The 13,247-nt window shown below is 57.7% G+C and carries 8 protein-coding genes; 3 read left to right on the top strand and 5 right to left on the bottom strand.

Features of this window, described 5'->3' with window-relative positions; all coding sequences use genetic code 11:
* Window positions 1–135 precede the first annotated feature (135 nt).
* A complete protein-coding gene (locus G7Y39_RS04155) occupies window positions 136–4,248 on the bottom strand; it encodes a hybrid sensor histidine kinase/response regulator transcription factor (protein WP_241159958.1) in 4,113 nt (1,370 codons plus the stop codon).
* 284 nt (window positions 4,249–4,532) lie between these two features.
* Between G7Y39_RS04155 and ribF the strand changes: the two genes are divergently transcribed.
* Genes ribF through G7Y39_RS04140 form a run of 3 tightly spaced genes read left to right on the top strand, consistent with a single transcriptional unit; the run spans window position 4,533 to window position 7,800 of the window.
* Window positions 4,533–5,453 carry a riboflavin biosynthesis protein RibF gene (gene ribF, locus G7Y39_RS04150; RefSeq protein WP_165155345.1) on the top strand — a complete coding sequence of 307 codons (921 nt, stop codon included), beginning with the start codon at window positions 4,533–4,535 and terminating at the stop codon, window positions 5,451–5,453.
* Between the two features lies 1 nt (window position 5,454).
* Window positions 5,455–6,513: a M20 family metallo-hydrolase gene (locus tag G7Y39_RS04145; RefSeq protein WP_165155343.1), complete on the top strand. Its 1,059-nt coding sequence runs from the start codon at window positions 5,455–5,457 to the stop codon at window positions 6,511–6,513.
* Between the two features lie 3 nt (window positions 6,514–6,516).
* On the top strand, window positions 6,517–7,800 hold the full coding sequence (locus G7Y39_RS04140; protein WP_165155341.1) for a lipopolysaccharide biosynthesis protein: 1,284 nt from the start codon (window positions 6,517–6,519) through the stop codon (window positions 7,798–7,800).
* Here the strand turns inward: G7Y39_RS04140 and G7Y39_RS04135 are convergent.
* From G7Y39_RS04135 to purD, 4 genes are all read right to left on the bottom strand, one after another.
* On the bottom strand, window positions 7,795–8,244 hold the full coding sequence (locus G7Y39_RS04135; RefSeq protein WP_165155339.1) for a YqaA family protein: 450 nt from the start codon (window positions 8,242–8,244) through the stop codon (window positions 7,795–7,797). The genes G7Y39_RS04140 and G7Y39_RS04135 overlap by 6 nt on opposite strands.
* On the bottom strand, window positions 8,229–9,245 hold the full coding sequence (locus G7Y39_RS04130) for a hypothetical protein (protein ID WP_165155337.1): 1,017 nt from the start codon (window positions 9,243–9,245) through the stop codon (window positions 8,229–8,231). The genes G7Y39_RS04135 and G7Y39_RS04130 overlap by 16 nt, the downstream gene beginning before the upstream one ends.
* Window positions 9,246–9,361: 116 nt before the next feature.
* On the bottom strand, window positions 9,362–11,944 hold the full coding sequence (locus tag G7Y39_RS04125) for a family 78 glycoside hydrolase catalytic domain (protein ID WP_165155335.1): 2,583 nt from the start codon (window positions 11,942–11,944) through the stop codon (window positions 9,362–9,364).
* 24 nt (window positions 11,945–11,968) lie between these two features.
* Window positions 11,969–13,240: a phosphoribosylamine--glycine ligase gene (purD, locus tag G7Y39_RS04120; protein ID WP_165155334.1), complete on the bottom strand. Its 1,272-nt coding sequence runs from the start codon at window positions 13,238–13,240 to the stop codon at window positions 11,969–11,971.
* Between the last annotated feature and the right edge of the window lie 7 nt (window positions 13,241–13,247).

Below are 13,247 nucleotides of genomic sequence, written 5' to 3'. Positions count from 1 at the left end.
TTTTGTTAATAGCTCTTCATCGCCGGCAAAGGTAAGAGGTTCGCGGCGGAAAGGCAGGGGAGGAATGTTTCTTTTCAGGGGATATTTTGTTATATCCCCTGATTACGTGGCTTTGTCGGGGGAGGGGAGGGAGGCTCATTTATGATAGTCGGAGGGAAGCCTTCCGAACTCATCCTTAAAATACTTCCGGAATAACTTCACGTCATTGAAACCGCACTCCACCGCGACCTCGTTGACCCGCATCTGGCTCTTCTCCAGCAACTGCGCCGCACGCTTCAAGCGAACCGTACGGATCAACTCCACCGGAGCCTTGCCCGTGATGGAAAGAGACTTCTTGTAGAAGTTCACGCGACTCATGCCCATCTCCCGGCTCAGCCGCTCTACCGACAATTCCGGATTGGCGATCTGCTCCTCGATATAGGCGATGGCCTTGCGCATCAACGCCTCATCCATGGAGCCGGCTTGTACCTCCGTCAAGGCGATGCCCCTGGCGGAGGACTGCATAAAGGACTGCTGCATCCTCTTCCTCATCTCCACCAGATGCCGTATTTTCAACAGCAGCATATCCATGTTGAAGGGTTTGCCGATATAATCGTCCGCGCCCGCCTCCAGGCCCGTCAGCTGGTTATCCTCCGCCGATTTCGCTGTCAATAGGATCACCGGGATATGCGAGGTGCGTATATCGCCCTTGATCCGGCGACACAACGCGATACCATCGGTAACAGGCATCATCACGTCGCTGATCACCATATCCGGGAGCTCTTCCGGGATGATTTTCCAGGCCGCTTCCCCATCCGCCGCCGTAAGCACGGAATAGGCGCCGCTCAAACTGAGTCTCATAAACTCCAGGAAGTCCGCGTTATCGTCCACGACCAGCAGGGTGGATCCCGCGGCCCGCGCGGCCTCCGTATCGGCGGCCTCCGGCGCAGGCCCGGCCGGAGCGGCTTGCCCCTCACGACCCCCCCCCTCGTCCGGCGAGGAGATGATATCCGGGTGGTCCGGCGGGAGGAGAGGCAAAGTCACCGTAAACGTACTGCCCGCGCCCGGCTCGCTTCTCACCGCGACCGAGCCTTGGTGCATGCGGGCAAACTCGCGGCACAGGTGCAAGCCTATGCCTGTCCCCATCGCGGGATTTCCCTTATCGGAAGAGGGGACCTGGTAAAAACGGTCGAATATGGCCTCCTGTTTATCCGCGGGGATCCCGATGCCGCTATCGGCGACCGCTATCCGCAATTGGTCCCGTCCCTCCCTGTCCGGCGCCAGGCTCAGGGTTACGGTAATCGCTCCCCCTTCCGGCGTAAACTTGAACGCGTTGCTCAACAGGTTGGATACGATCTTGAACACCTTATCCGTATCAAACCTCATCGGCAGCGAGGTGAAAACCGAGGAGAAGGAGAAGCGGATCTGTCTCTGCTCCGAGAGCTCCTTGAAGGAATAGGCCACATCCCGGACAAACGGCACGATATCGCCCGTAGACAAGACGAGCGTATCCCCTCCCCGCGCGTCGATCTTGCGGAAATCCAGCAACTGGTTCACGAGCTTGAGCAACCGGTCGGCATTCCGATGGATCAATCGCAGGATCTGCCGCGTCTCGGCATTCTCCTCCGTCTTCATCAATTTCTCCAAGGGAGTCAGGATGAGCGTAAGGGGCGTGCGGAACTCATGGCTCACGTTCGTGAAGAAGCGGAGTTTCATCTCATCCACCTCATGCTGCTTTCTCGCGATCGCCCGCTCCTGCTCCCGCTCCAGCCTCCTCTGCTGGACGCGAAGGATGAAGCGCATGGCTCCGCAGGCCGACAACACCCCTGTTATCACGTAGAGGGCGATCGCCCATCCGGTCGCCCAGAAAGGCGGCAGGATGGTGATCTCCAGGCGGGTGACCGCTTTGCTCCAGACCCCGTCGTTGTTTCGCGCCTTGACCTGGAAGGTATACGTCCCGGGGTTCAGGTTCGTGTAGGTAACCCGCCGCCGCCGGGCATCCACGGTCGTCCAGTCCGCGTCGAAGCCCTCCATCTTGAAGGCGTACCGGTTCTTCAAGGGAAGGAAATAACAGCAGGAGGAGATGTTGAACGCGAAATTGCGCTCCTCGTAGGTTAGCGTGAGCCGGTTCGTGTAGGTGATGTCTTGCTCCAATATCCTGTGCCCGGCATAAACCCCTCTCGCCTTTACCGGCACGTTGTTCACGGTAAGCCCGGTGATCACGGCCGGCGGGGAATAGCTGTTATGGCGGATCCGGGAGGGATTGACGAAGGTAAGCCCGTTGGTGCCGCCAAAGGCCAGCTCGCCCGATGCCAGCCGGGCCGCGCTGTTCACGTTGAACACGCGTCCTTGCACTCCCTCGTTCTCATCGTAGCTGTTCCAGCTGAACCGGTAGGTGTTGCCGGCCTCCCGGATCGGGGTGATGTGCAGCAATCCGTTTTTCGTCCCGACCCATACGGTATGATAGGCGTCCTCGAGGATGGACATGATACTGTTGTCCGGCAGCCCGGCAGCCTGATCCAGATGATACATCCGGTCCTTGAGCGGATCGTAGATGTGCAGCCCCTGATGGCTCCCGATCCAGAGCAGCCGGCGGCTGTCGGAGAATACCACGTTGATGATCCGCTCCTTGAGGCGGTAGCTCCCGTCTCTTGTCCCGTCGAAGCCGGACACCCTCCCCGTCTCGGGCTCGATCCGGTTCACGCCCGATGAGGTTCCCACGAGGATATCGCCTTCCGGGCCTCCCGAGAGGCTGTAGACGATATCCGAGCGGATCGCGTCGTGCTTGTCGGCCGCGCGGTAGTAGCTCCACCGGCCCGTCGATAGCTCCAGGCGATCCAGCCCCCCGTCCAGGGTACCGATCCACAGGCGGTTCCTGGCATCGGCGTAGAGGCTGTACACGCTGTTGCCGGACAAGCCGTCCCGGCTTCCCGGGACATCCCGGTAATGCGTGAAGCGCTTGCCGTCGAAGCGGGTCAATCCCCCCGTATAGGTACCGATCCACAGGTTGCCGCCCGGGTCTTTGGCCAGGCTGATCACCACGTCTCCGGAGATCCCGTTCTCGCTCTCCTTCCCCGCCCGGTAGCAGGTATACGCGCCGGTCTGCCGGTTGTAACGCAGCAAGCCGTTGCCGCTCGTCCCCACCCACAAATCGCCGGAGGGATCCTCCACCACGCAGTTGTAATCGTTGTTCGAGGCGTCCGACATCCGCGACAGGGGGTAGCGGACCGTCCGGAACTTGAAGATACTCTCGTGGTAGTAGCTGATGCCGTTCTTGTAGGTCCCGGCCCACATGATGCCCGTGTCGTCCCGGTAGAGGCAGACCACGCTGTTCTGCCCCAGGCTCGTCGGGTCGAAGGGGTTGTTCCTCAGGTAACGCATCTCCTCCCTCCGCTTGTCCAGCAGGTTGATGCCGCCGTGGTCCGTCGCGATCCAGATGTTCCCCTCCGTATCCTCCCGCACGTGGCGGACCATCGGCGAGGAGAGGGCGACCGGGGTGGAGGTCGTATAATGCTTCCAGGCGCCGCTCCCCGGGTCCAGGCGGAACACGCCGTCGCCGTGCCCGGGATTCAGGAAGAGCCAAAGCTCGCCCGCGCTGTCGGCGAACATATAGAAGGGCTGCGCTTTCGCGTAAGCGGTCAGGTAATCATCCCGGAAGAGGCTTTTGCCCGAGGCCTTGTCGATCCCCTGTATCCTCCCGGAGGTGTGGACCACGTACAACCGGTCGCCCACATCCCCGACGCCGCACACGCCGCCCGCCGCCTCGTCCAGCGGATAGCGGCTGACCGCTCCCCGCGACGGGTCGTAGCGATAGAAACCGTTGTCGCGGGTCGTGTAATACAACCGCTTCTCGCGGTCCGTGAAGACACGGGCCGGAAGGCTCTCCAGCCGCAGGCTATCCAGGATCTCCGCCCGGGGGACGAAACGGTCGGCCGCCGGCTCGTACACCCGGATCCCGCCGTCGAAATAGGTGATCCAGAGCTTGCCATCGGCGGTCTCCGCCAGCTCCGAGACGCCTCCCTCCACGAACGAGGAATCGGCCCCTCCCGGCCCATAGCCGGTGAACTCATAACCGTCGAAGCGGGTCAGCCCCGAGGTCGTGCCGAACCACATAAAGCCTTTCCGGTCCTTCAATATGCAGGTAATCTCGTTCGAGGGCAGCCCATCCTTCACGCCCAGGTGGTTGAAGCGGATCTCCTCCGTCGCGCGTACGGACGCCGGCAGGCCGAAAGAGAGAATCAGTATCAAGAGTAGCGCTTTCGTTTTCATATCCGGCAAATATAGGCATTTTTTCAGACTCCCCGAAACCCCGGTCGAGGCCTATGCCGATCGCCCGATCGACAGCTGTGCCGGTCGCCCGGTCGATACCTATGCCGGTCGCCCGGTCGATGCCTGTGCCGGTCGAGGCTTCGACACCGGTGTCGATCCCGGCATCGACCCCCTGCTCGATCGCCCGATCGACCCCATACCCGTGAACATATGTTAAAAAGCTGTTTATTGAAAATTATCCCGTACATTTGTCCTCGGATTGAAACTGAAAAGAGAAAGGCGCGATGATTGTCGTACATGATTTTGACAGACTGAGAGGAACGGAGCTGGTGGCTACGATCGGGTTTTTCGACGGCGTGCATGTGGGGCACCGCTTCCTGATCGGCGAGATGAGGGCGATCGCCCGGGCGCGTAACCTGCCATCGGCCGTGATCACCTTCCCGGAGCATCCCCGGGCCGTATTGCACGCGGACTACCGGCCGAGGCTGCTGAACTCCTTCGAGGAGAAGCTACAGCGGCTGGAGGCCACCGGGGTGGATTATTGCGTCGCGCTGGATTTCACGCTCGCGCTCTCCCGGCTCTCGGCCGAGGAGTTCATCGCCTCCGTCCTGGCGAAGGAGCTGCACGTGAAGAGCCTGCTGATCGGATACGACCATCGTTTCGGGCACGACCGGACGGAGAGCTTCGAGCGATACCTCCTTTACGGCGCCGCGCACGGCATCGAGGTGCTGAAGGCCCCTCCCTACGACGGGGGGAACACGCCCGTCAGCTCCTCCGGGATCCGGAAGCTGCTGCAGGCCGGGGAGGTAGCGGAGGCCGCCCGCTGGCTGACCGCCCCCTATCAACTGTCGGGGCACGTCGTCGGCGGCCATAAGGTGGGGCGCACGCTGGGATTCCCCACGGCGAACATACGGGCGGACGAGCCCCTCAAGGTCATCCCGGGCAACGGCGTATACGCCGTGTGGGTAGAGACGAGAGGCAAGCGATACAAGGGCATGCTCTACATCGGCGACCGCCCGACACTCCGCAACGGGAAGGAGATCTCCATGGAGGTCAACATCCTGGATTTCTCCGGAGACCTCTACAACGACCGCGTTCGCGTCTCGTTCGTCCGCCACCTCCGCGGAGACATCCGGTTCGACAGCGTGGAGGCGCTGAAAGCCCAGCTGGAGAGAGACAGACGCACCGTAACTGATTTACTATAATATGGAACGATACTACGAAGCGATCGATTTATTGAAAGGCATGATCTCCCGCCCCTCCTTCAGCCGCGAGGAGGCCGCCGTGGCAGACTTCCTGCGGGCGGAATGGCAAAAGGCCGGGCAAGCGGTATCCCGCGCGGGCAACAACCTGTGGATCACCGCCCCCGGTTTTGATCCCGGCAAGCCGACCCTTTTGCTGAACTCCCACACCGACACCGTCAGGCCCGTCGCCGGCTGGACCCGAGACCCCTTCACCCCCGAGGAGGGCGACGACGATACCCTATACGGGCTCGGGAGCAACGACGCAGGCGCGAGCCTGGTCTCCCTCTACGAGGCCTTCTGCCTCTTAAGCCAAAAGGAGCAGCCCTACAACCTGCTCTTCCTGGCCTCCTGCGAGGAGGAGATGTCCGGGAAAAACGGCGTCGAGCGCGCGTTGGCGGAACTCCCGCCCATCACCTTCGCCGTCGTGGGGGAACCGACGGACATGCGGCCCGCCATCGCCGAGAAGGGGCTTATGGTGCTGGATTGCACCACCGTCGGGAAAGCCGGCCATGCCGCCCGCGACGAGGGCATCAACGCCATCACCCTGGCCCTGAAGGAGATCGAATGGTTCAGCAGCTACACGTTCCCGGAAAAGAGCGACCTCCTCGGGCCGGTGAAGATGACCGTCACGATCATCCGCGCGGGGACACAGCACAACGTCGTCCCGGATACCTGCGAGTTCACCGTAGACATCCGCACCAACGAGTGCTACACCAACGAGCGGCTGTTCGAGCTGATCCGCGAGAAGGTGCGCTGCGAGATCAAGGCCCGCAGCTTCCGCCTCAACTCCACCCGCACGGACCCGGGCCACCCGTTCGTGCGGCGGGCGATCCTGCTGGGCAAGGCGCCCTTCGGCTCTCCCACGCTCAGCGACCAGGCGCTCATGCGCTTCCCCTCCGTCAAGATCGGCCCGGGCCACTCGTCGCGCTCCCATTCCGCCGATGAGTTTATCCGGGGCATGGAGATCCGGGAGGCGATCGATACCTACGTACGGCTGTTGGACGGCTTACAACTTCGATAGCCTATGCTGGGAAAGATACTGGGAACGATCGGGACGCGCTATCTGATAGCCCTCCTCAACCTCGCGCTGATCTTTGTCAACGCGAAGGTGCTGGGCGTCGAGGGGGTCGGCCGTGTCGGCCTGATCGTTGCCTCGATCAATATCGCCGTAATTTTCAACGGGATACTCAGCGGGGGCACGATCGTCTACTTCATGAACCGCTATTCCATGCGGACGATCTTCCTTCCCGCCTACCTCTGGACCTTCGTAGGCTCCGCCCTGGCCTGCGCGTGCATGTATCTCGCGGGGCTCTTGCCGGCCGCCTATGGGCCGGATATCTACCTGCTGGCGATCGTCAACTCGATCGTCGCCGCCAATGCCCGGTTCCTTTTGGGGAAAGATCACATAAAGGGGTTTAACCTGACGTTTATCTTGCAGGGGGGATCGCTCTTCTTCATCCTCCTCTACCTGTATTACGGGGCGAACTTGCGAGAGGTACGATCCTATGTATGGGGCCTGTACGCGACCAATAGCATCGCCCTGGCGGCCAGCCTGATCCTGCTGCTCCCCTACCTGCTGAGGGAGACCCCCCGGCCGGCGGGGAAACCGCTCTACAAGATCGTGAAGGAGATGTTTGCCTATGGCTTATGGGCAGGCGCGGACGGGTTGGCGGAGACGTGTACCACCCGCTTGAATTATTTCCTCATGGAGCGTTTCAGCGGGCTGGGAGGCGTAGGCTTGCTCGATGCCGGGACAAAGGTATCCGAGAGCGTATGGCACATCAGCCGCAGCGTAAGTTTCATAACCTACAGCAACGTGGCCAGGACCGCTGACGTGAGCGAGCAAAAGCGTATTACCCTGCGGCTCCTGAAACTGACCTTCTGCGCGATGACGCTCGTGATGGGGTGTATCCTATGCATCCCGGAATGGGTGTACACCGACTACCTTTTCAGCGCCGAGTTCGGAGGCGTACGGAAGGTTATAACCGGCTTGTCGGCCGGTATTGTCACATTGGGGTGCAACAGCGTTGTCGGTCATTACTTCATCGGCAGCGGGAAGATACGGTACAGCGCCGCGAGCTCCTGTATCGGGCTGGTTACCTTATGGATAGCCGGGTCTGTCCTGATTCCCGCCTACGGCATCGTCGGAGCGGCCGTCAGCACCAGCATCGCCTTCACGGCCATGTTGCTCTTCTCGCTGAGCGTGTTTATGCGGCAAACCTCGACTACGTTCCTCGAACTGATCCCCGGCCGCGAAGATTGGGAATACCTGCGGCGAACCTATAAAGAGCGGGGAAAGGCCTCATAACAGGGTCTGCACCTGATAGACAAACTCCATCCAAACCCAATAGCGGAGCGCTTTCCCCAAGAACATGGAGATCGCCACGACCCATCGGTTCGCCCGCAAGAAGCCCAAGGCGACGGCGATAAAATCGCCGATACCGGGCAGGAAAACGAAGAAGCCTGTCCAGGCGCCTTTTCCCTTGATCCAATCCTGCACCTTTCGCAGTCTCGCCGGATCGAGTCTCAGGTATTTCTCGATCCACTCCGCTTTCCCCAACATCCCCAACCCATAGCAGCTCATCCCGCCCAAGAAGTTGCCCAGCGTAGCGGCGATCATGCAAGGCCAGTAGGCCGCGCCCGCCAGCAATACACCCGTCAATACGACCTCGCTGCTAAACGGCAGGATCGTGGCCGCTAAAAAGGAGGCGATAAACACCCCGATATACCCGTAGGCTACAAGAAATTCCATATCCGAATCACTAATAACGCGATAAACAGGGCCACCGAGACATGGAACAGCCCAAAGATGTATTTCCCCCGGTTCACCGTAAAGAAATGGGCGATCAGGATCGAGGCCGGCACACAGGCCATCTCCAGGAACTCCTCGGACGATTGCCCATAGATAAAGAACAACCCGAACGACCAAACGGCCATGGTGATCAGAAAAGAGAGGAACTGACGGGTACGCAAACTATCCTCATACTCATGCGTGACGATGTTTACCGAGGCAATGACCGTCAATCCCGCCACCCAGGCGATCTGTGCCCCATCTATAATCCCCATCTCCGGTACCGCGAGGAGGCGGATCTTGAGCAGGGAGGCGAAAGGTACGGCAAACGCCGTGAAATCCCGTTCCCAGACACACCATCCGAGAACAAACCAATAAACCGTCAGGATACCGAACAAGGAGGCGGCGAAGGTCCGGATATTCAATGCCCTGAAGTTGTACATCCCCAACCAAAACAGCGGAAAGAACCAAAGGATGTGTATCCACAACAGACTCCCGACACTGATCATCAAGGAGGCGTTGTAAGCCTTATCCGCGGCCTCCGGGGCATGGTAAGAGGTAAATAGCTGATAAAGGGCCAATATCAGGCAAAACACCCCGACCGACGCGGATTTCAAGGGAAAGAGATCCGGGTTCGAACTTGTCAACAAGGCATAGAAAAGGAAGGGAAGCAAGGTCTTCTCGCGAATCAACATCAAGGCATAGTTGGCCCGATGCACCAGAAACGCGCCACCGGCCATCAGCAAAAAGCCGATCAGATAGGTAAACAACTTACCCGGAAGAACCCGGCAAAGGGCATTCCATAAAGGGGGAGCCGTCACCTCTCCATACACGGGATAACCTACCGAATCCACATACCCCGCGATCCAACAGAAAATACAGGCGCAAAGCATGTACAGATGGGTCATAGGCGTCGCTATGGTATATCTACGTCCGTAATATGAAGTCGTTTCTCTTGCCATAATACCTGATTCTTTTCCATTCGCGTCCTGAAGGGATGAAACGGGTCGCGATGGTATGAGAATAATCTTACCCAAGCTTACAAACCTTCATGTAAACTTGGGTAAGTATAAACTGCTTATTTAACGATCTGATACGATCCGGCACGATACTCGCGCGCTTGGCTCTCGCCCGGAGGTGTCACGAGAGCGACCGCCCCTTCGGGAATGGTGAAATCCCAGATCCACCGGTCTCCCTCATACTTCCAAGCGCTCTTGATAATCCCCGCCGCCGAGTTGTACTCCGCGTTCACGAACTCCAGGCGCTTATCGGGAATCGGCTTCATGATAATGCGCTTGAATCCCGGTTCCGCCGTATCCGCGGAGATACCGGCCATGGTCTCCCACATCCATTCGCATACACATCCATAGGCATAGTGATTAAAGCTGTTCATGCCTTGCGGTCCCATACCTTTATCGAGCATATAGCTATTCCAACGCTCCCAGATCGTTGTCGCCCCATTATCTACCGAATACAGCCAACTCGGATTCTTGCGCTGGAAAAGAAGCTCGTAGGCGATATCGCTCATTCCATTCTCCGTAAGCGTAGGCATCAGGATGGAAGTGCCCAGGAAACCGGTCTGAAGGCAATTGCCATGCTCGGCGAAGTTGTCGCGCAGCCGTTTCATCAGGTTCTCCTTGGCGGTTCCTTCGAGCAGCTTGTTCTTCAAGGCGAACAGGGCAGGCGTCTGCATGGTATTGAATATCGCCGTCTTAAACGTCCCGTCGGCTTTCAGGAATTTATCCAATATATACTGTTTCGCCTGAGCCGCCATCGCTTCGTATTTCGCGGCATCCCGTCCCGTCGCGCGAGCCATATCGCTCATCATTCCGGCATCTATAAGCCAGTAACTCGCGCTGAGGTAATTCCAATAATCATAGGCCTCCGGAAGCGTTCCGGATCCGTCTTGCGCTGTATGCCGGCCGCTGCAACTCTCAAGCGGCTCGTAACTGAGCCAGTCGGCCCATTGGTAATTGCCATTCTCCGCGCTGAGGGCATGATGGTCATACTTGGTCTCGTTGATATGATCAAGATATTTCTCCATCGACGCCCAGTTCTCATCGATAATCCGGACGTCACCAAATTGCTTCCAGACAACCCAAGGCACGATAACTCCCGCGTCCGACCAGCCCAAGCGGTTCATATCCGTGGGAGCCGCGCCGTATTGGGCCAACGGGGCGACACCGGGATACGCCCCGGTTGGTGATTGTGTGTCACGCACATCACGCATCCATTTATGGAAGAAATCAGCGGTATGGGCAAAGAAGGTACCGGTCTCGGCAAATACCTGCGTATCAGCGGTCCATCCCAGCCGTTCGTTGCGTTGCGGGCAGTCGGTAGGAACCGAGAGGTAGTTGGAACGTTGCCCCCATAGGGTATTTGAGATCAACTGATTGACCAGTTTGTTGCCGGTCGTTATGGATCCGGTCTCCATCTGTCGGGTAATGGAGGAGACAGGAATCGACCGGATCGACCGGATACGCACCTCCTGATCGGCCGTGATCGACACGAAGCGATACCCGTAGAACGTGCAATGAGGGCGATAGGTCGCATAGTCCTTATTATCAGCAAAGGTATAGTCGAGCAACATCCCGGTATCCGGAGTGCGTAGATTCAAGCGATGGCAACTACCTTCGGGTCCATCCATTCCTCGGCTCTTCGCGCCATTTCCATCGTTCAATATCTCAGACGGACGACAATTCAGCCGGGTACCCGCCTTTGCCATGAACTCGAAAGCAGGGACCGCCGCGCAATTCTGGCCAAAGTCCACGACAAGGGTCTCACCCGGATGAACCACCATCTCCTCGCCAGCCGCATATTCTTTCGTTATGACAACCTTCCCATAAGCCTCCTCGCTCTCTCCGGTGACCCCTTTCCATAGATAGGCCTTTTGCGGAGAAAGCGCCAAATCCTCACGAAAATAGACCTCACCTCCATTTGAAGGAAGTATCTCTCCCTTAAATTCCGTATTCTTTTCCGGTGTCGAGAGCTTATCGAGCGTATCGTATCCCGGTAACTCACGGGCATCATATTCCTCGCCATCAAAAATAGCGGCATGCTTGACCGGCCCGGCGATCCCGGCTTTCCAATCGCTCGTATTGGAACCGAGGTAGGCCTTGCTGCCATCCGCATAGGTAAGCTCAAGCACTCCGCGGAAGGCGACCTTGGTGCCCACCATCCCTTGCCGGCCGCTGTTTGTGACGATTCTATCGGCCCACCATCCCGGTGTCACCTGTACAGCGAAAACATTCTCCGCCTCCACCTGTTTCGACAGGGCGTCACTTACCTCATACGTAAACGAACGCTTCGTCTTGTAGGGATGCGTAAAACCCGGTTTGAGGATCTCTTCCCCGATCAACTTCCCATTCACGTATAATTCGTACACTCCCAGGCCCGTGGTCATCCAGCGTGCCGAAGTTATCTCTTTCTCATTCTTTACGACACTCACGAACCAAGCGGCGCCATCGGCCGCACGCTCATTCGATCCATTGATCTCGCCCGTTACGACAGGAGCATTCGCTACGGATATCCATTCGGAATAGTTCCAAGCGGCATCATCCAACGCAGAAACACGCTTCCCCGGTTCGTTCGTCTGATCCGTCGAACAGGCATGGAGGAGCGCACAAATAATCCATAAAAGCAGTAGTTCTCGTTTTTTCATACGTATATTCTCCCTAATTTTAATTTACAAATCAAACCCGATATCCCGACGGAAATACTTCTTGTCGAAATCGATTCGCTTGGCTCCGGCGAAAGATCGGGCCAAGGCCTCCTCCTTGTTGGCGCCATACGAGCTAACCGCGATCACACGGCCGCCATTCGTCAGGATCCGGCCCTCTACCCGCTTCGTCCCGGCATGGAACACTATATTTTCCGAGGATATGCCATCCAATCCCGTGATTACCTTATTTTTCTCGTAAGCCTCCGGATAACCGCCGCTGACCAACATAACCGTAACCGCCGCACGAGGATCTTGTACCAACGTACGACCCGCTAAATTACCTTCCGCTACCCCTTCCAGCAAATCAACCAAGTCGCTTTGGATACGAAGCATGACGACCTCTGTCTCCGGATCACCCATACGGCAATTGTATTCTATGACCATCGGCTCATTCCTCACGTTGATCAGACCCAAGAAGATGAAACCTTTATAATCGATATTCTCCGCTCTCAATCCCTCTACGGTAGGACGGATAATACGCTCGTCCACCTTCGCCATAAAGGCCTCATCCGCGAAAGGAACCGGAGAAACAGCGCCCATTCCACCTGTGTTTAAGCCCGTATTGCCCTCACCGATACGCTTGTAATCTTTCGCTACCGGAAGCACCTTGTAATCGTTGCCATCCGTCAGGACGAATACGGAGCATTCGATACCCTCCAAGAACTCCTCGATTACTACCGTCTTGCTCGCGTCACCAAACCTTCCGCCCAGCATATCTTCCAGCTCTTTCTTGGCTTCCTCCAAACGATCGATGATCAGCACGCCTTTGCCGGCAGCCAATCCATCCGCTTTCAATACGTAAGGAGCGGAAAGAGATTCCAAGAACGCATAGCCTTCCTCCAGGTTTTCGGCGGAGATACTCTTATAACGGGCGGTCGGGATATTATGACGCATCATAAACGCCTTGGCGAAATCCTTGCTGCCTTCCAATCGGGCACCTTCCCCACTCGGTCCGATCACGGGGATGGAGCTTAATGCCTCATCCTTCTTGAAATAATCATAAACACCCTTCACCAACGGATCCTCGGGACCTACCACGACCATGTGCACTTGGTTCGCCAACGCGAAATCCTTGATAGCGGCAAAATCATCCGCTTTGATATCCACGTTTGTTCCTACCAGCGCTGTTCCCGCATTACCGGGAGCGATAAATAACTTATCAACTTTCGGGCTTTGAGCGATCTTCCAAGCGATCGCATGCTCACGCCCACCAGAGCCTAATAACAATATATTCATATCTCTT

The organism is Parabacteroides sp. ZJ-118 (genome assembly GCF_011038785.1).
GTDB lineage: Bacteria > Bacteroidota > Bacteroidia > Bacteroidales > Tannerellaceae > Parabacteroides.
The sequence above is the reverse complement of the archived record's forward strand: the minus strand, read 5'-3'. Positions and strand labels throughout refer to the sequence as shown.